Annotated in this window: 14 protein-coding genes; 5 read left to right on the top strand and 9 right to left on the bottom strand. The window is 56.5% G+C overall.

From position 1 onward, the window contains the following. Positions 1-83: 83 nt before the first annotated feature. Complete coding sequence (locus CEE69_RS22970) at positions 84-518, bottom strand: malate synthase, glyoxysoomal (RefSeq protein ID WP_099262948.1); 435 nt, start codon at positions 516-518, stop codon at positions 84-86. Between the two features lie 378 nt (positions 519-896). Here CEE69_RS22970 and CEE69_RS22965 point away from each other — a divergent pair, with 378 nt between their 5' ends. Continuing rightward, the gene (locus tag CEE69_RS22965) at positions 897-1,085 is read left to right on the top strand and encodes a hypothetical protein (RefSeq protein WP_099262947.1); all 189 of its coding nucleotides are present in this window, start codon (positions 897-899) and stop codon (positions 1,083-1,085) included. Between the two features lie 32 nt (positions 1,086-1,117). Next, positions 1,118-1,621: a tRNA (adenosine(37)-N6)-threonylcarbamoyltransferase complex ATPase subunit type 1 TsaE gene (gene tsaE / locus CEE69_RS22960; protein WP_099262946.1), complete on the top strand. Its 504-nt coding sequence runs from the start codon at positions 1,118-1,120 to the stop codon at positions 1,619-1,621. Between the two features lie 44 nt (positions 1,622-1,665). Here tsaE and hisB read toward each other — a convergent pair whose 3' ends face one another. From hisB to mdh, 4 genes are all read right to left on the bottom strand, one after another. Then, positions 1,666-2,274: an imidazoleglycerol-phosphate dehydratase HisB gene (gene hisB / locus CEE69_RS22955; protein WP_099262945.1), complete on the bottom strand. Its 609-nt coding sequence runs from the start codon at positions 2,272-2,274 to the stop codon at positions 1,666-1,668. Then, positions 2,271-3,359, bottom strand: coding sequence for a histidinol-phosphate transaminase (hisC, locus tag CEE69_RS22950; protein WP_099262944.1), 1,089 nt, complete (start codon positions 3,357-3,359; stop codon positions 2,271-2,273). Before hisC ends, hisB begins: the two co-directional genes overlap by 4 nt. Positions 3,360-3,510: 151 nt before the next feature. Further along, a complete protein-coding gene (locus CEE69_RS22945) occupies positions 3,511-4,149 on the bottom strand; it encodes a hypothetical protein (RefSeq protein ID WP_099262943.1) in 639 nt (212 codons plus the stop codon). Between the two features lie 198 nt (positions 4,150-4,347). Further along, the gene (gene mdh, locus CEE69_RS22940; protein ID WP_099262942.1) at positions 4,348-5,295 is read right to left on the bottom strand and encodes a malate dehydrogenase; all 948 of its coding nucleotides are present in this window, start codon (positions 5,293-5,295) and stop codon (positions 4,348-4,350) included. Between the two features lie 1,091 nt (positions 5,296-6,386). Between mdh and CEE69_RS22930 the strand changes: the two genes are divergently transcribed. Beyond that, on the top strand, positions 6,387-7,271 hold the full coding sequence (locus CEE69_RS22930; protein ID WP_099262941.1) for a glycosyltransferase family 2 protein: 885 nt from the start codon (positions 6,387-6,389) through the stop codon (positions 7,269-7,271). Between the two features lie 439 nt (positions 7,272-7,710). Then, a complete protein-coding gene (locus CEE69_RS22920) occupies positions 7,711-9,147 on the top strand; it encodes a hypothetical protein (protein ID WP_233215545.1) in 1,437 nt (478 codons plus the stop codon). 16 nt (positions 9,148-9,163) lie between these two features. Here the strand turns inward: CEE69_RS22920 and CEE69_RS22915 are convergent, their stop codons facing one another. The 3 genes from CEE69_RS22915 to tilS form a co-directional block, all read right to left on the bottom strand. Next, positions 9,164-11,485 carry an ABC transporter permease subunit/CPBP intramembrane protease gene (locus tag CEE69_RS22915; protein ID WP_099262938.1) on the bottom strand — a complete coding sequence of 774 codons (2,322 nt, stop codon included), beginning with the start codon at positions 11,483-11,485 and terminating at the stop codon, positions 9,164-9,166. Next, positions 11,482-12,303, bottom strand: coding sequence for an ATP-binding cassette domain-containing protein (locus CEE69_RS22910; protein WP_099262937.1), 822 nt, complete (start codon positions 12,301-12,303; stop codon positions 11,482-11,484). The genes CEE69_RS22915 and CEE69_RS22910 overlap by 4 nt, the downstream gene beginning before the upstream one ends. Before the next feature lie 213 nt (positions 12,304-12,516). Then, the gene (gene tilS, locus CEE69_RS22905) at positions 12,517-13,698 is read right to left on the bottom strand and encodes a tRNA lysidine(34) synthetase TilS (RefSeq protein WP_233215544.1); all 1,182 of its coding nucleotides are present in this window, start codon (positions 13,696-13,698) and stop codon (positions 12,517-12,519) included. Positions 13,699-13,991: 293 nt separating this feature from the next. Here tilS and rny point away from each other — a divergent pair, with 293 nt between their 5' ends. Beyond that, on the top strand, positions 13,992-15,560 hold the full coding sequence (gene rny / locus CEE69_RS22900; RefSeq protein WP_099262935.1) for a ribonuclease Y: 1,569 nt from the start codon (positions 13,992-13,994) through the stop codon (positions 15,558-15,560). 143 nt (positions 15,561-15,703) lie between these two features. Here rny and CEE69_RS22895 read toward each other — a convergent pair whose 3' ends face one another. Continuing rightward, positions 15,704-17,596 carry a GntP family permease gene (locus CEE69_RS22895; RefSeq protein WP_233215543.1) on the bottom strand — a complete coding sequence of 631 codons (1,893 nt, stop codon included), beginning with the start codon at positions 17,594-17,596 and terminating at the stop codon, positions 15,704-15,706. Positions 17,597-17,799: the final 203 nt, after the last annotated feature.

The following is a 17,799-nucleotide window of genomic DNA, read 5'->3' as shown; positions in this document are numbered from 1 at the left end:
CGTCCAGCTCTCGTTGAGCCCATGTGTCTGAGCCCGTATCCAGTCGATGTCTGCGGAGTCAGCAGACCCCGTTGCTTTCGCGATCAGCGATTGCGAATGTACGCTGGCACGTAGTAAATGATTCGATTGCGATACTGGTGCTGGCCAAAGTTACTGTCCCAGGCGGGACGCAAGTTCGGGTTGCTCGCCCAGTACGACGCTTCCAGGCGGGCTTGACGTTGTCGTGATGCTTCCAGAGCACGCGCCTGACGCAGTTGCATCGCCATCGATGGCATTTCTTCCGCGACCGAGCCGGCGGAGTGGACCAGTTTGCGATCCGATGGGCTGTCCACCGGATCGGCTTCCACGTCGGCTACCGCGGGCGTCATTGGAGGCAACGCCAAACGCTCAGCGTTTCTTTGGGGCGTGTCTCGTTGTGGCGAAGCCGAAAAGAGATCGTCCAATCCCTGTGCCGAAGCAGCTGGGGCCAAGGTTGCACCGATCAACAAAGCGAACAAATAAGGGACGGTCGATTTCATAGGTAAACCCAGGTGAATGGACTGATTTCGGTGGTGGTATCGACCCGTTCGAGAGGGAGTCTGATTGGGGATTGATCAAATCCCGCAGGATAGAAACGTCAACGCGCGGCTCGAAACGATTTTGGCAGACCGAACGAAAGCGGTGTTTTGCAGTCTGGAAGCAGTCATGACAGATGGATTCATCGCCGACTTTGGGAAGGTAATGAGGTTTAGGCAGGTGACAAGGGTTGGCTGAACGCCACGAACGGCCTGTTGCGATGGATTCTCGCAACGAGAGGGTGCAATTTATGAACGTTTTGCTAATCTAAAGGCTGGAAAGCGAATTCGGGTTGCCGAATCGATCTCAAGTTGTCCCACCTACTTCCTTCCCGAGTCACCATGATTCAACAAACTCTTCGTTGCGTATTCGCACTTGCATTGCTGGCCACAACCGTTGGTTGCCCACCGCCAGCTCCACCAGCCGACGTGGATGTCGACACCGACACCGCTCCTGTTGTCAGCGACAACGCCACCGGCGCTGCTGAAATGCCTTCGGACAACGTGACCGGCACCGCAGAAACTCCCTGAGTTTCCGACCCACTGGAATCGAAGTCAGAGGATTGAATTTGGTCACACTCGACCAAGTTGATTTGAAAACACTCGCTCGGCTCGCGGACGCTTTTGTTCGCGAGCCGATTGCGTTCCCGGTCTGCTTTGCCGTCACCGGAACACTTGGTGCGGGCAAGACGCGATGGGCACAAGAGCTCGCCCGAGCGATGGGTTTGGATGCATCAGAAGTGACCAGTCCTACGTTCACGTTGCTGCGAACCTATCACGCACAGCATCACACGTTGCACCATGTTGATGCGTATCGCGTTGGCGATGAGGACGAGTGGTGGGAGTTGGGTTTGGAAGAGTGTTACCAAGAGCCCAACGCTTGGACGGTCATCGAATGGGCGGATCGTTTTGCGGAAGCGATGCCACCGGACGCGATTTGGATGCAAATTGACATCCAGGCGGACTTGCCTGATTCCGGGACCCGCGAAATTCGGTTTCGATGTGAGGATCCCGAGCGTTGGAATTGGGTCGAGCGAGTCCTGCAAAGTTTGCGTTCAACTGAGTGAGTAATGCAGCAATTCATTGCTGCTGAACAGTTCTGCTCGGTCGCTTACAGCACGCCCTTCGTGCTCGGGATGGCATCGCTGCGAGGGTCGCTCTCGACTGCCATGCGGATTGCTCTCGCGGTCGCCTTGAAGACACACTCGCTGATGTGGTGAGCGTTGCTTCCGTAGTGCAACAAGACATGTAAGTTGCACTTCGCATTGACGGCGAAGGATTGCCAAAAGTGTTCGACCAATTCGCTGTCGAAGGTGCCAATCTTGGATGCCGCGATGGGAGCGTTGTATTCGAACGCATAGCGTCCACCCATGTCGACCGCCGATGTAACCAAGCATTCATCCATCGGCAACGTGAAGTGGCCGTATCGACGCACGCCCGCGCGGTTGCCGAGGGCTTCGTCAACCGCGGTGCCGAGAGCGATGCCGATGTCTTCGGCAGTGTGGTGATCGTCGACGTGCAAGTCACCTTTGGCTTCCACGGTCAAGTCAATCAACGCGTGTTTGGCCAGCAGATCCAGCATGTGGTCAAGGAAGCCGATTCCGGAGTTTCGTTTTCCCGCACCGCTGCCATCAAGATTGACAGAGAGTTTGATTTCGGTCTCGCCAGTCTTGCGTTCGAGGCTGACTTCGCGTGACGAGTTGGAATTGGAAGAGGTCATGTTGAGTCCGCTCGGGCGGGAAGAGAAAAGTTGAGTGACTGCATCGCTCGCTCGATCATCAACAAGCACGCATCGATCTGTTCGTCGGTCCCGACGCTGATTCGCAGTCCATCGCCCCAGTCGGGAAAGTCCATGTATCGGATCAGGATCTGGCTTTGTTTGAGATACTGGTGAATTTCCGCGTGTTTTCCTTCGGGATGGCGGCACCACACGAAATTCGCGTGCGATGGTGTCACGTCGAACCCGAGTGTTCGCAAACGCTGCGTCATCCGTTCGCGAGTGACATTCATTTTTGCAATCACATCGGACAACCAATCTTGGCATCCCATCGCTGCGGTCGCGGCGGCGATGGAGATCGCGTCGCAGTTGTAGCTGTCTTTGATTTTGGTCAGTTCCGCGATCACCTGCGGCTGCGCGACGAGGAAGCCAAATCGAATGCCCGCCAACCCATACGACTTGCTAAGCGTTCGCGTGACGAGGATGTTCTCATCGGATTGGACAAGGTCGAGACAATTGTCTTCCGCGAAGTCGGCGTAGGCTTCGTCGACGACCAGTGGGCAGTCCAGTGAGCTCGATAGTTCAGCGATCTGGCTTTTGGAAACGATCGTCCCGCTGGGGCTGTTCGGATTGGGCAACAGCACGAGTTTCAGGTCGTCGCGATTCTCGCCGAACGACTGTGGAAGTTCCCAAGGATCGTTGAACGGGACTTGTTCCCAGTTTGCACCTTGGATATCGGCCAAAGTGCGATACAGGATGTAACTGGGGTAAGGCAGACGCAGCGATTCGCCCTCACCGACGAATCCACGAACGAGCAATGTCAGGATTTCGTCGCTGCCGTTACCGGCCAGGACCCATTCCGGTCCAGGCAATCCCAAGGCATTCGCGGCGGCTCGTCGGAAAGAAGTCGCCATCGGGTCGGGGTAGCGATTCAGCGGGCCGGTCGCGGCGGCTTGGATCGCGGAGACAACCGGCGCCGGTGGTGGATACGGGTTCTCGTTTGTGTTGAGCTTGATGAATTTGCCCGGCGGAGGTTGTTCCCCCGGGACATACGGTTTCATCTTGGAAAGCGCGGGACGGTATAGCAACGAATCAACTCGGAGAAGAATGTTGGATGAGCAGTCGGGGGAGCAGGCATTGTAGTCATTTCACGACAACATCCCATTCCGGGCGAAGCCGAAATGGGATGTTGGGTTGGACGTCGTGGAGTTTGATTGACCGCGAACGGGTCACCGAGGTTCACCGGTTCGGAAAGAACGGTTGATTGAACGATGGTGTGCTGACAGCCGCGGGACGTTGTGTGCCAGATGGACGAGTGCTCGGGGTATTCGATGGATTCGTCGAAGGGCGTTGGGGAGTGTCCTTCTTTTGGATGTCGCTGAGGTTCCAGCGTTTTCCATTTAGCCCGTCGGATGGGTTCCAGCTGAGGCCGGGAACAAACATCAGCGACGCGATGCTGGGTCCATTGATCGACGCCGTGCCCCATTCGGTTTCGACCGTGATGAGTTTGACGTCTGTTGCTCCGGTGATCGAGTCACCATTGAGCATGACGACGGTGGTGGTCGCGTCGTTGGCAGAGGCGAATCGGATGCCGGCAACTTCCGACAACGGAATGCTGGCGGTGCCAAACGACGTTTGCATTTGCAACTGAGTCGTGTCGGTCAGCGTGCCTTCGATTTTGGAATCGTTGACCAAACCAACGGTCACACTGAGTGGCCGAGCCTTGGACGATAGGCCTGCGTCTTGAACCGGAGCCGCCTTGGTCGGTTCGGCTTTCGCGGGCGATGCCTTGGGAAGTTCTTCGTCTTGGGCGTGGGCCGAGACGGAAACGACAGCCAACGCGGCAGCCATCAAAAGGTGGAAACAACTGCGTTTCATCGGGAAGGCTCCGAGGAGATTCAAGCGAATGGGAGACCGCTCCCTCGACGGGGGCGGGCCAGTCTAGGTTAACCGATCAACGGAAAGAGAGAAGGCAACCCGCCAGACAAAACTGGCGGATTGATCCGTTGGCGATTGTCAAATCAGCCTATCTGGTGCGATCCATCCGAATACTTCATAGCATTCAGATTCTCATCGCTACTCAGCGAGCAGTCCGTCCATGGTCGAAACGAGCGATTTGACCGCGTCGACGCTGTTTTGGAAGGCCTTGGTTTCTTCGTCGGTCAGCGACAATTCGATGATGCGTTCCACACCACCGCTGCCCAGGACAACCGGGACGCCGACGTAGTAGCCACCGACGCCGTATTCCGAATCGCAGTAAGCGGCGACAGGAATGACTCGCTTCTTGTCTTTGACGATCGCTTCGACCATTTGGGCACAGGCCGCGGCGGGAGCGTAGTAAGCGCTGCCGGTTTTCAGCAGAGATACGATTTCGGCTCCGCCCTTGCGAGTTCGGTCGACGATTTCGTCCAGGCGTTCTTTCGAGATCAGTTGAGTGATCGGGATGCCGCCAACGCTGGTGCAGCTTGGGATCGGCACCATCGTGTCGCCGTGTCCACCCATCAACAATGCGCTGATGTCTTCGACACTGACGCCCAATTCCATTGCCAGGAATGTTCGGTATCGAGCGGTGTCCAAGACGCCAGCTTGGCCGATGACTTTGGCGGGTTCGAAGCCGGTGACTTTGAACATCTGCTGAACCATCGCGTCGAGCGGGTTGCTGACGACGATGATCACCGCGTTGGGGCTGGTCGCTTTGATTTCTTCCGCAACGCTGGTCACAATTTTCGCGTTGGTGGCCAACAAGTCATCGCGGCTCATGCCGGGTTTGCGTGGTAGGCCGGCGGTGACAACGATCACGTCGCTGTCGGCTGTGTCGGCGTAGTCGGTCGTGCCGACGATGTTCGAATCAAACCCCATGATCGGTGAGGCTTGCATTAGGTCCAAAGCCTTGCCGCGAGGCATGTCCTCGGTGCGGGGAATGTCCAACAGAACGACATCGCCGAGTTCGGCTGCCGCGCACCAATGAGCACAGGTGGCACCGACGTTTCCGGCTCCGACAATGGTGATTTTCGCGCGACGCATGGGATTTCTTGGGGGTAAAGGAGAGCGGGGACGGGCGGGGTGAAATCTTCGCTTATGGTGGCATCCATCGACGGAGCGTCAAGAGGGCACGGGTGCGGCGTTTGTGGCCAACCAGCCCGCAAAATGGCGGCAGCCGCGATTCCTCGATCGGCAGAGGTGGCGCTGCTTTGAGCCTCAATTCTACGGTCTGCAAGCGGACCGTGAATTTTGGGGTTTGCAGGACGTGAGAAAACGTCCTTCGTGCGAGTGAACGCGAAGATAAAAAAACGAGCCAGTTTTGCTTCATGCAAAACTGGCTTCGCTGTGCTACCAATTCAAATTGTTACCCGATGCAAACAATCCTTGTCGGCGATCGGAATTCAAGTTCACCAATGCACCTTGATTGCGTGAGAGAAATCAAGAAGCATCGTTGGGCAACATCGAAATGAAGGGAGTGACGTCCGTGTCAATCGAAGCAATGAAGCGACGACGTGGAGTCCAAACCGTCTCCCGTGAATCGTTCACAATCGTTGTGACGAACAAAAACATGGCGAGGCCCTTCGCCATGATTTAGTCAATGGAAAAATGCCGAGTCAATCAAATGACGCCGGATGGCGACCCCGCTTGCCAAGGGGAAACGTCGAAGAAAGTGTGGGGCGATCGGTGATTGACAGACTGAAAAGGAACTCTGGCAAACCGCATCGAACACACTCCGTTAGAAGAGACAAATCATCGACCACAATCGGTTGAACAGAACGTTCAATGCAACCGCCGCACAAGTGTGTGTGGGGATCGAAGATGTGTGGGTCAAGCGAGCGAAAATTTGGCGTGACGGTCGATCAATGTCAACAACAAAGTCATCAAAAAATCATTCGCGTCGACCGGTCGATTGATTTGACATTGGAAAATGCGACTCGTTCGAGTGAAGTTTTTTTTGTCAACCAACTTGGGAAGCAACTCACTTCCATTCGTGGATGCGAAGCAACAACATCGACGATGCGAAGTGTCGTATGATGTGCGCAAACAGGTTTCCTTTTCTTTGTTGTTGCATGTTGTCCGAAGGACGAACTCGATGACGTTTCAGTCGTTGATGCAACATCCGGTGAACGCACGTGAACGAATTGAATGCGCCTTCCGATGTCGTATCGGACGAATCGCAACCGCAATTGAATCCCCCGTCATTGGGTGTCGATTCAGCCGTTGATCCCGGCTATTGGTTCAGCGACGAATACGTTGCTCGCATGCGTCAAACGATTGGCCCCGATGCTTGTCGCGCGCTTTCGATCTATCCGCTGCCAGATCAGTTTCGTTTGTCGGTGATCGTTCCTGTCTACAACGAATGCTCCACCGTTGAATCGGTGCTCAACTCACTGCGCAACACCGGACTACCGATGCAAATCATCGTGGTCGACGACGGATCGAACGATGGCTCAGGGGAAACCCTCGAACAATGTCAAAATGACCACCAAGTCACGTTGCTTCGTCATCCCGAAAACCGTGGCAAAGGTGCGGCAATCCGCACTGCCATTGAAGCGGCGGAAGGCGACGTGATCGTGATTCAGGATGCCGACAGCGAATACGATCCAGGTGACTTTCGGGTCATGTTGCAGCCATTGTTGGCTGGTGAAGCCGACGTGGTTTACGGCACGCGTTACGGCCATTGCGACCGCCAGGTCTCTCCTTGGTGGCACCAAGCCGTCAACGGGTTCATCTCGTGGTTGGCCAGTGTCGCGATTGGTCCGCGGCTGAGTGACGTCGAGACCTGTTACAAGATGGCTAGCCGTGAAAACTTTTTGGACATCCTGCCAAAGCTGAAAGAAAATCGATTCGGAATCGAGATCGAAGTGACGGCACGTTGGGCCAGAAAGAATCTGCGTTTCACGGAACGGCCGATTCGCTATCACCATCGTTGGTACGACGAAGGCAAAAAGATCGGTTGGCGTGATGGCGTCGCTGCTCTCGGATGCATCTTCCGCTACGGCTTGCTTCGTCGATGAATTCTGGCCGGAGTTGTGCCCACTGGATTGTTCGTTTGAATGCTAGCAAGCCTCTCGCCAGCATTCGCTTCCATCGTGGTGAGGGCTATCCCGCGTGTAGGTTGAATTTTGATGCCTGAGCAAAAGATGGTTTCTTCTCACGTCAGTTTCACGACTTCTTCGTTTCTTGTTTGAGCGAACCTCGCGAAGACGAGTTTCACGATGGTTTGCGAGCGTGAAATGGTCGTCCACCGAAACAAAATCCAGCCCGTTTCGATCTGTCCTTTCGCGGAACGAGTTGAGTATGGTCGCAATCGTGAAACGGAGACTCAACGAGGTCTCAAAAGCCAATCGGCAAATTGCCTAACGCGGATGCCAGCCATCGATGGCGGCGGACGCGATGCCTCGTTGAGAAAACGTTTTCGTCAACCCAGCACATGCAGCGCGAAGGATTCGCCGAATGCACGAACGGACGATGCGAGCCGTGGCTCGAAGTTTGTTCGTTGCCTGCTGCGCGGTTCCGACCTGCGTGACGATGTTGATCATTTTGGTGTTGTGGTCGCCGTGGTATCACCGTCGATGCGTTCTCGCGACCGAAGCCTCGCTGGCTTTGCAGACAGGTTTGGATGTTCGCATCGGTTCGCTCGAACGTGTCAGCCCATCGACGTGGCAGCTGGGCGACGTCCAATTGCGAGACAACGAGACCAAACAATCGATCGGCCGCATCCGGATTGTTTCTTGGGTTCAAGAAGACAATCGAACCGTCGTGCGGTTGAGCCAACCCGAGATCCGTGCAGAGTACCTTGATGACGTTTGGCAGCTGGTGCACGACCGGTTCCTCTGCCGACCCGAACACACAATGAATCCGATCCGGTTGGCGGCTGATGACCTGACCATCCAATCCGCTCATTCGCAGCTCACGATTCGCGATTTAGACGGAACCATTTTGCCGGACGAGAAACAGGTCACGGCAATGCTGAGTTGCATGTTGGCGGGTGAGCGTCCGGACATCGAGCCGATGGAAATCGAAATCAAGCGGCGTCGCGATGAGGCTCAACCTCGGACGATTGTTTCGTTGCGGACGGGTGAGCTGAACGCACCGCTGGCTTGGCTGGCTGGTTATCATCCCGCGTTTCAAAAACTTGGCGACGAAGCAACGTTTCACGGAGCCGCGAAGCTCGCTCAGGTACCCAATCAATATGGCGGCGGGGCCGGCGGATTGAACTGGATGTTGGATCTCAGCAGCGCTCGGATCGAGAACATCGACCTCGCGAGGATGACTGAGTTCTTGCCGCACCGTTTGGTTGGCAAAGCGTCGTTGCAATTGAACCGTTGCCAGATTGTTCGCGGAGGCGTGGTCGATGTGGACGGAGTGGTCCAGGTTTCTCGCGGTTGGATCTCGGCATCGTTGTTGCCGCGATTGGCCGAAGACTTGGGATGCCAATTGTCCACCGCCGTTCCCGAAGACTTTCAATTTGATTTGATCGCGATCGACTTCGATTTGTACGATGGCAAACTCGCCATGGAAGGCTTGTGCAACAGCCAGCGTGGGTTTGAAAAGATGCCACCGGGAACCATGTTGTGCGCCGGAGGCCAGCCAATTGTGATGACCGGTCCGCAGCAGATTGCCGCGACGCAACTGATGCGTCTGTTTGCGGCTCCTCACAGCGTGTCGGTACCGGTGTCCGGGCAGACGTTGGAGATGCTTTGGTTGCTGCAACCGCCGCGTGGCCCACTTACCCTGAACGATTCCGTCGGAAGTATTCCCGGTTCGCCACAGTTCGATGAATCGGGACAACCCATCGGCGAAAACGCACCGCGAATCTCTGGTCGAATCAGCGGCTTTCAATCGGCTCCAGTTCCCAGCGACGCACCGCAGTCGCGTGGGTATTGGTAGACGGTCAAGGCGTTGGTCACTGAGTCGCAGCTGTCAGTCGTTTGAGTGATGGGTCCGTTGCGTTGCCGCCCAGGATCACTCGGTCGGCCAATGCATCGCTGCTGTTGATGGAGTCCACGTCTTGCGTGATCCGGTAGATTCCGGCCAGACATGCCGCTGACACGATGAAGCAACAAGCGGTCCAGTAAGGATGGTACGCTGGCCCATTGGCAGTGTTTTGAATCAGTTCGTTCATGACTGGCAGATCCAATTCGGCGACACGCTGGAGTGATGCTGACATCGCGTTGTTGGAAAAGTGAATCGCGATGCCCGGCAGCACGCTACCGGTTCGAAGAGCGATCCAGCCGAGCAACATTCCCATGAAGGTCGCTGAGATTGATTGTTGAAGAACACCGTGTGAGATACCAAACATCAATGCGGTGACCAACACAGCTCGCAGCGGATGACCGCCACGAACCAGTCCACCGAAGATGAATCCACGGAACGTGATCTCTTCGCAGATCGCAGGGACGAATGCCATCAACAGAATCACGGATGTCCATGGTGCCGATGCGATCTGCTGGGTGAATGGCAGCATGGCTTCAACAGCCTGATCGCTGAGCGGATACATCGTGCTGATCCATCCTGCCAATTGGATGTACAGCGGATGAAGCATGACGCACAGCACACCGATCACAGGCCAAGTTCGCCAGCTCGGAAGGCTGAGCCGCAGGCTGGTGCGAAGTGATGTTGTCAGCATGATCGACATCAACAACGTGGGGCCCAGGATCAATCCAAGTTGCGGGATCAGGACCAGCGTTGCGATTCCTGAGAACGTGGTTGGCATCTCGGTCACTGCCAACTTGCCAAAGAACAGTCCAACCAGAACGACGGCTCCGCAGCCAAACGCGACGGTGGGAGTGGCGGCCAATTGGCGGTCACGCCAAAGGTGTCGGAACCATGCTCCGAGTTCCCATTGATCGCCGTCGCCGAACAAAACGGATTCGGATTCGAATTGACGCCGAGCCCATTGGACGGCCATCCACAAGCAGATGCCGGTGACAAGTGCGACGGTCGGAACGTACGTGAGCGCTTCGAACATGTGTCCTTCAACCAACGTTCGAACGAGCAGGAACATTCCTGTCACGGGGATCAAGCTGGTGCCGAGGCTGAGCGTTGTGCCTGGCAACATGGGAAGCAGCACAAGCGGCAGCGTCAGCATCATCAACGGCATCAAGTAGTACTGGCCTTCTTTGCTGCTGCGTGCCATCGCAGCGACCGCGAGGGCCAATGCACTGAACAACGCTGACAAAGGAACGAGCGCGACAAACAACCACAGCATCGGAATCAACGGCGGCGTCCCCATGGATCCGCCGGCGGGACCGATCGCGATTTGGTTGAACACGAACGTGCTGGTTACCAGCATCGAACAAGCATTCAGGATCGCGGTCATCATGCTGAATGACATCACGGCGCCGAGTTTGCCCCAGACGATTTCGCTTCGAAGCGTGGGGCTGCAGAGCAATGTTTCCAAAGTGCCGCGTTCTTTCTCACCGGCGACCAAGTCGATCGCGGGATAGAACGCACCGGTCATTGCCCAGATCAGCATGATGAACGGCAGAAGTTTGCTCCAGAACGCGGCCTCGCGAGTTCGTTCCGGTGCGATGTCGACGTCACGAACTTGGAACGGGTCCAATACCGAAAGCTCCATCCCTGCGGATGACAATCGATTGCGAACCCATGTGCCGCGCCAACGATTCAAGATCGACGCCATGCGTTCTCGGGCGACCAACGATTGATCGGATGCAACGTTGTAAAACAGTCCGATCGTTCCCTGTTGATTGGGCTGCGTTAGGTCGACTCCTGACAAAGGCGTTTCAAAGCAAACCACGCAGTCATAGATCCCATCGCGAACCCAGGTTTCACTTCGTTCGCTCAAATCGCCGGTGCGTTGCAGTTCGCTGGTTTGATACGTCGTCACGTTCACATTTTGAACGCCTTCGGATACCGCGTCGGCGAATCGATATTGCGGCAACGCCTTTTCCGGTTTGTTCGTTTCCTCTTCGGCTTCCTTTTCAACCAGCAGCGGTGGAATGTCGCCGACCGCGGCCGATTGGACATGTTCCATTCCGATCACGCAGACCGAAATTGGGTGCTGTTGAGTGAACTGAGCGATCTGCAACAGCAGCATTCCGACGATGGGATACAGTAAGATCGGCAAGACGATGATCGTGAACAGCGTTCGACGGTCTCGCAATTGATCTCGCATCTCACGCGCGTAGATCAAGCCAATCGTTTCGAGTCGTGGTCGGTTGACCTTGGCAGCTCGTTCGCGTTTTTGTTTGGACGATTCACTCATCGAACAGCCTCCGTGGTAGCGAGCGTTTCAGTCGGGGATGGATTGCTTCCCAGCCCTTCGTTTTGTTCGTTTGCTTCTGCCGTTTCATGTTCGTTGAGCAGTGAGAAGAAAAGTTCCTCGAAGTTCTCTTCTTCGTGCCGGTCGACCAGTTCACCCAGCGTTCCTGAATCCAGGATGCGGCCACGATGCATGATCGCGATTCGATCGCACAAACGTTCGACTTCGCTCATGATGTGAGTCGAAAAGATCAGGCACTTGCCTGCTTCGCGTAGTTCGCGAATGACTTCCAACAGATTGCGAGCAACCAACACGTCCAGACCCAGGGTCGCTTCGTCAAAGACCAGCACGGGAGGGTCGTGCACCAAGGCCCGTGCGATGGAAACCTTTTGCTGCATCCCCGTGGACATTTTGCTGCCGGGCACGTCGCGAAATTCGTTCATGCGAAGTTGGCCGAACAGCTTTTCGAGTCGATCGTTCAACTCGTCGCGTTGCATGCCGTGAAGCCGTCCAAAGTAGCCGACCATTTCCCAGGCCGTCATTCGGTCATAAATCGCGGTGTTGTTGCTGACAAAACCGATGCGGCGACGGACCTCGGCGGGCTCATGCGAAACGTCGTAGCCGTCGATCGTTGCGATGCCAGAACTGGGACGCAGCACGGTCGAAAGGATTCGCAGCACAGTTGTTTTGCCGGCTCCGTTGGGACCGAGCAGTCCAAAGATTTCTCCTGGTTGGACACAAAACGAAATGTGGTCAACGGCTAAGAAACGTCCCCGACGAAGGTCTTCGTAAGCCTTCGTCAGGTGTTGGACATGAATCATGAGGTGTCAGCCAGACGCGGTAGCAAGCAATTAATCAGAGGTCCGCGGTCGATCCGCGCGGGTTCCTTTGGGAACCGTAACTCTCAGCTTCGTGTCAGGCCCCCAACCAAACACCGATTGCGTGCTGCAGAAGTCAAACCGACGACGTGATGGGCCGTTTGATCGGGCTGGTTCGGTCGACCGGATTGTGTCGATCAACCGACACCTTGCTCGTCATTCGCTTCGTAGCACCAAGCGATCCGCTTGAACGCAAAGAGAGATGCCGCCGGGAAGATGACCGCCATGGTTCGCGGCATCGTCGGCTTGGCCGGCTGAAGAATCTGCCGTTGGGGAGATTGATTGCGAGTCAGCATGAATCAGCATCGACAGTCGTTGCCAGTGATCCATCGTCATGGAACCGCGAGGCCAACCCAGGCGATCCCACGCCAGTTGGCTCGCCGCGACGATGATCGGCCGTTCGGTCGCCCAGTGGACGCTGTTGGTTGATTGGGCTGTTGAAAAATCGGAGTTGGTCGATCGCGACAGTCGCTCGGTGTGAACGGTCCATCGGTTGTCATCCAATTCCGAGTATCTTTCTAGCCACTGATCAGCCATCCGGCGAACCATCTCGTTCGTTTCACGTTGCAGGGTTCCTGCACGATGGATCGCTTCAACCACGTTCGGGTATCGACTCTCGACGAGCGGCAGCACATCACGGCGAATCCAATTGCGGGTGTAGTGCGTGAGTTGGTTGCTGGCGTCCTCTCGCCATGGTTGTCCGATCTCGCGAAGGCCGGCTCGCAAGGATTCGCGACGGACTTGCAGCAACGGTCGCCGCAGAACAATGTCCGCGTTTAAATCGGATGACTCTGCGATGCCGGCCAACCCGAGTGGCCCGGTGCCGCGAATGAAATGGTGCAGCATTGTCTCGGCTTGGTCATCGGCCGAATGGGCGACGGCCACGTAACGGCAACCGTGTAGCTTCGCGGTTCGCACAAAAAATTCGCGACGGATCTGTCGCAGCGTTTGTTCGTCGCTGGCCTGGATGGTTGCAGCGGATCTCGCTTGCTCACGAACACGATGCACGACGAGAGGCAGTTGCAATTGGTCGCAGAGTGCGTGAACAAATGCTTCGTCGGCATCGGATTCTTCGCCGCGAAGTCCGTGATTGCAGTGAGCCACGACGAGCGGTGCCGTGGGAATCGGTCGAGCTTCGTCCGAGCCGCTGATTGCACGTGACTCCTCCGCCCATTGTTCCGCCAGCAACCGAACCAACGCGACGCTGTCGGCACCGCCACTGCATCCGATCAGCGTTGCGACGTCGGATGACCTGCCGTGTCGGTTGGGCCAGGTCAATCGGATTGCGTCACGCAAGGATTGCCAGGTCGACGACTCGTTGGGATTTGTTGGAGGCACGTCGCCGATCATTTGGTGGTTGGGAGCGTCCTGCGGGGGCGAGTCCGTTTCCCGCGTCAGTGAGGTCGGTTACACTCGCGATTCCGTCTTAACACCACCGCTTTCAATCCCGTGCTTTGCATCGGACGTTTTGCTCATGTGGCTGATAATTTATCTGCTGTTCACTCGCTTTGCGACGGTTGGCGTTCTTTTTGCCAGCCCAGTTTCGCCGCGATCATGTGTGAAGCAAGGCGTTCCGCACCTCCTCGACCAATGGTGCGCGCCTGGGATGAACAAGCGGCTTCGAGAATCTAATGAATCCGCAACTCGCCACCACCATCCTCTATTGCCTGTTCTTCTTTTTCCTCGGTATTGCCGCCGTTTTGGCCTTCATCCAGCGTCAGGCCGTCAAACGCCGAGAACGGCTTGATGAAGAAGCCAAGGCGGTTCTCGAGACCGCTCGTCGAGAAGCAGAAACAAGAGGCAATCAACTCATCGTCGACGCTCGCGAAAAAGCACTGGCTGTCAAAGCCGATGCGGATCGTGAAGTGGCGACCATGCGCGAAAAAGAACAAATTCGCGATCGCAAACTGGACGCCCGGGAAGATCAATTGGCGTCCGGCCAAGAGTCCCTGCGGAAAGCCCAGCGTGGTTTGGAAAGCAGCCAAACTCGGCTCGCTGCGCAGATGCGAAACCTGACCGAGCAACGTGCCGAGCTGGATCGATTGGTGCAGGAAAGCCAGCGGTCGCTCGAGAAGGTCAGCGGCATGACTCAGGAGGAAGCGGCCGACCAGTTGATGCAATCACTCCGTCAAGATCTCGAGCACGAAATCGGTTCAACGGTGCTGAAACATCAGCGTGAATTGGGCCGACGAGTCGATGCGCAGGCTCGCGAGATGTTGTTGACGGCCATGCAGCGTTACGCGTCGGTGCACACCGCTGACACGACCACCAGCACGGTTGGCGTGCCGACCGACGACATGAAAGGCCGCATCATCGGCCGCGAAGGTCGCAACATCCGTGCGTTCGAAAAAGCGACCGGTGTGGACTTGATCATCGACGACACTCCCGGCGTGGTTGTGGTCAGCGGCTTCGATCCGGTCCGCCGCGAAGTCGCTCGCATGTCACTTGAAAAGTTGATCGCGGACGGTCGGATCCATCCGTCGAAGATTGAAGAAACAGTCGAGCAGGCCGGCAAAGAAATCCAGGCGTTCATTCTGCAAAAGGGGCACGAAGCCGCCGGCGAAGTCAATATATCGGGTTTGCATGATCGCGTGATCGAAATGCTTGGTCGATTGCATTTTCGGACCTCGTATAGCCAGAACGTGTTGCGGCACAGCGTCGAAGTGGCGTTCTTGTCCGGGATGATGGCGGAGATGATCGGTCTGGATGGCGACCTGGCCCGTCGTTGTGGATTGCTTCACGACATTGGCAAAGCGGCTGATCACGAACTCGAAGGCGGCCACCCCAAAATCGGTGCGGACCTTTTGCGTCGCAGCAAAGAAAACGACGAAGTGGTGCACGCCGCCAAAGGCCATCACGACGAAATTGTGACCGAGTTCCCCTACACGATGTTGGTCGCGACGGCCGACGCCTGCAGTGCGTCCCGTCCCGGTGCCCGACGCGAATCTTTGGAGCGATATGTCAAACGGATGGAAGAATTGGAATCCATCGCCCAACGGTTCGATGGCGTGCAGCAGGCCTATGCGATCTCGGCCGGTCGCGAGCTACGAGTGATGGTCGGCAGTCAGCAAGTCAGCGACGAGCGAGCCGCTGCGATCTGCCGTGACATCGCGTCCACGTTTGAAAAAGAGTTGACCTACCCTGGTGAAATCAAAGTCACCGTGGTCCGCGAAGCCCGCTTCACCAACACGGCGAAGTAAGACTGATTTGTACGACGGCCTTCCAAGGCCGTCGAGTGCGGTTTTGGCTAAACGGAAGACTAATGGACTGGTCTTCGACGGCCTCGGAAGGCCATCGTACGGTCTTTCGTCGTGTCCGGCGGCCTTGTTGGGCCACCTTACGTTCAGCCTGCCATCGGGACGATTTGGCTGAGGATAATCGTGGTGACCAAGCCACCGATCGACAGGGTCGCCAAGAGCGGTGTCCAGCTTCGCAGCGATTCGCTTTCGGTCAGCCCGCCCATTTTGGTGAACACCCAAAATCCGCTGTCGTTCATCCAGCTGCCCATCAATGATCCGCTGCCAACGGCGGTCGCAACGTAGACCAAGTGGAACGGCGGTTGTTGCCCGCCCAGGATCGCGGCCATCATTCCGGCACCGATGATCATGGCGACGGTGCTGCTGCCTTGTGCCACTTTCAAGACCGCGGAAATCGACCAAGCCAGCAGCAAAATCGCCAGCCCGGCGGCTTCACGGCCTTCGAAGAATTGCTGGATCGTGCTGGCGATGTTGGTCCCGCTGAGCATCGCTCCGAAAGCACCACCCGCGGCGGTGATCAAGATAATGACGCCACCACTCATCAGTGATTCTTCCACGTCCACGCCGACCTCTCGCCACGACAGTTGACGAACGATTTTGAAGGTCAGGATCGCCGACAAAGCTGCCAGCAACAACGCAAAGTTCGGGTTGCTCCACAGTCCGAGCGAATTGGCCGTCTTTCGCATTGAGCTGTCCCAGCGATGTGCGGCGAGCAATTCAGGGTAAGCCGAATCGAAAAGAGCCCGGTTCATGCGGCGACGATCAACGGGTTTCATTCGCAGTTGGTTGGCAGCCATCAGTTCGCTGCTGACCTCTGGGATTTCGACATCGTCAAACGCATCGGCGTCGTAGAAGTCGGGGTCGAGCAACGCGTCGTTCATCGCGGCGACAAACAGGGCTTCTTGTTCGGGAGTGGTCGGCGGTGCCTTCAAAGTTTCGCGTTGTTCATCGGTCAATTTCGAACTATTGACCATGCGGCCCGCTGGTGACAAGGCACTGGCGTCGGCGAATTTTTCGCTCAGGAGTTCAAAGCTTTCGATGTCCGCTGCGGTGACCGCCGCGCGATCTTCTTTGTCTGCCAACGTGGTGGCCAACGTGCCCGCACCGATCAAAGCAACCGGCAGGATGACAGGCAACATCGAGGCCCAAAGCGATGGAAGCTGCTCTTCGGCCAAGGGTTCGTGTTTGTCTTCGTTGGCACCCAGCGGACGCATTGGGACGGGCATCTTCTTGTCGACCACGATCGAGAAGATCAGACCGAGGATCGCGGATGGAATGGCGACGGCGGCACCGACGGCCATCATCATTCCAATGTCGACACCCAAGATCGCGGACACCAAAAGCGGGCCGGGTGTCGGCGGAACCAACGTGTGAGTGATCGCGCCGCCGGTGGCGATGGCCATCAGGTAACGCAAGTAGTTGGCTTGGGTGCGTTTGTGAAGGCTGCGAGCCAGCGGCACCAAGAGGTAGAAAACCGTGTCAAAGAAAACCGGCACCGCCAGGATGAAACCGCTGACCATCAATCCCAGTGAGGCTTTCTTTTCGCCGGTGACACCAACGGCGGTGCGGACGATTCGGTCCGCGGATCCGCTGTCGAGCATGCACTTGCCGATGATCGCCGCCATGGCGATGACGATGCCAACGCCGCCGGCTGAACCACCAAAGGCGGAAACGACAGCTTCCATCCGGGAGCCCGCATCGTCACCGGACTGAAACCCGATCAGAAGGCTGACGAACAATGCCGAGATGATCAGCGCCAGAAAGGCATTGAGCTTCAACCCGATGATCATCGCCAGCACGCTGACGATGCCTGCCAGGACCATCCAGATGGGAGTCATCGAAATGGATTCAGCCGTCTGCGCACCGACATCGCCGACCGACTCCGCGGCAAAAACGTCGCCCGAAAAAATCACGAGCGAAAACAAACCCAAACATGCGGCCAAGCGTTTCATCGCTGACCCATTATCCCAAGGCATCATCCGATTCGTATCCAATGTCGATTTGAAGGTCCAGAGTTTGGTGGGAAGGCAATCTGCCACCCAATTTCGGTCGCCGTGTGGTGCGATTCATTCCCTACAGTTCGACCGAACGCCAGATAGTAGCAGAAAGCGTCGCTGAGTTTGGGTTTCGGGCGTCGTTCGCGCCGTTTGGGTGGATCGCTAGGATGTTTGTCCCGACGGTT

The sequence above is a fragment of the Rhodopirellula bahusiensis genome, assembly GCF_002727185.1.
GTDB lineage: Bacteria > Planctomycetota > Planctomycetia > Pirellulales > Pirellulaceae > Rhodopirellula > Rhodopirellula bahusiensis.
This window is presented reverse-complemented; position numbering and strand designations above follow the sequence as displayed.

What these genes read in the sequence shown, in the direction of transcription:
- CEE69_RS22970 (WP_099262948.1), bottom strand. Translation starts at nt 518, where the DNA reads ATGAAATCGACCGTCCCTTATTTGTTCGCTTTGTTGATCGGTGCAACC.
- CEE69_RS22965 (WP_099262947.1), top strand. Translation starts at nt 897, where the DNA reads ATGATTCAACAAACTCTTCGTTGCGTATTCGCACTTGCATTGCTGGCC.
- hisB (WP_099262945.1), bottom strand. Translation starts at nt 2,274, where the DNA reads ATGACCTCTTCCAATTCCAACTCGTCACGCGAAGTCAGCCTCGAACGC.
- CEE69_RS22945 (WP_099262943.1), bottom strand. Translation starts at nt 4,149, where the DNA reads ATGAAACGCAGTTGTTTCCACCTTTTGATGGCTGCCGCGTTGGCTGTC.
- mdh (WP_099262942.1), bottom strand. Translation starts at nt 5,295, where the DNA reads ATGCGTCGCGCGAAAATCACCATTGTCGGAGCCGGAAACGTCGGTGCC.
- CEE69_RS22920 (WP_233215545.1), top strand. Translation starts at nt 7,711, where the DNA reads ATGCACGAACGGACGATGCGAGCCGTGGCTCGAAGTTTGTTCGTTGCC.
- CEE69_RS22915 (WP_099262938.1), bottom strand. Translation starts at nt 11,485, where the DNA reads ATGAGTGAATCGTCCAAACAAAAACGCGAACGAGCTGCCAAGGTCAAC.
- CEE69_RS22910 (WP_099262937.1), bottom strand. Translation starts at nt 12,303, where the DNA reads ATGATTCATGTCCAACACCTGACGAAGGCTTACGAAGACCTTCGTCGG.
- rny (WP_099262935.1), top strand. Translation starts at nt 13,992, where the DNA reads ATGAATCCGCAACTCGCCACCACCATCCTCTATTGCCTGTTCTTCTTT.
- CEE69_RS22895 (WP_233215543.1), bottom strand. Translation starts at nt 17,596, where the DNA reads ATGATGCCTTGGGATAATGGGTCAGCGATGAAACGCTTGGCCGCATGT.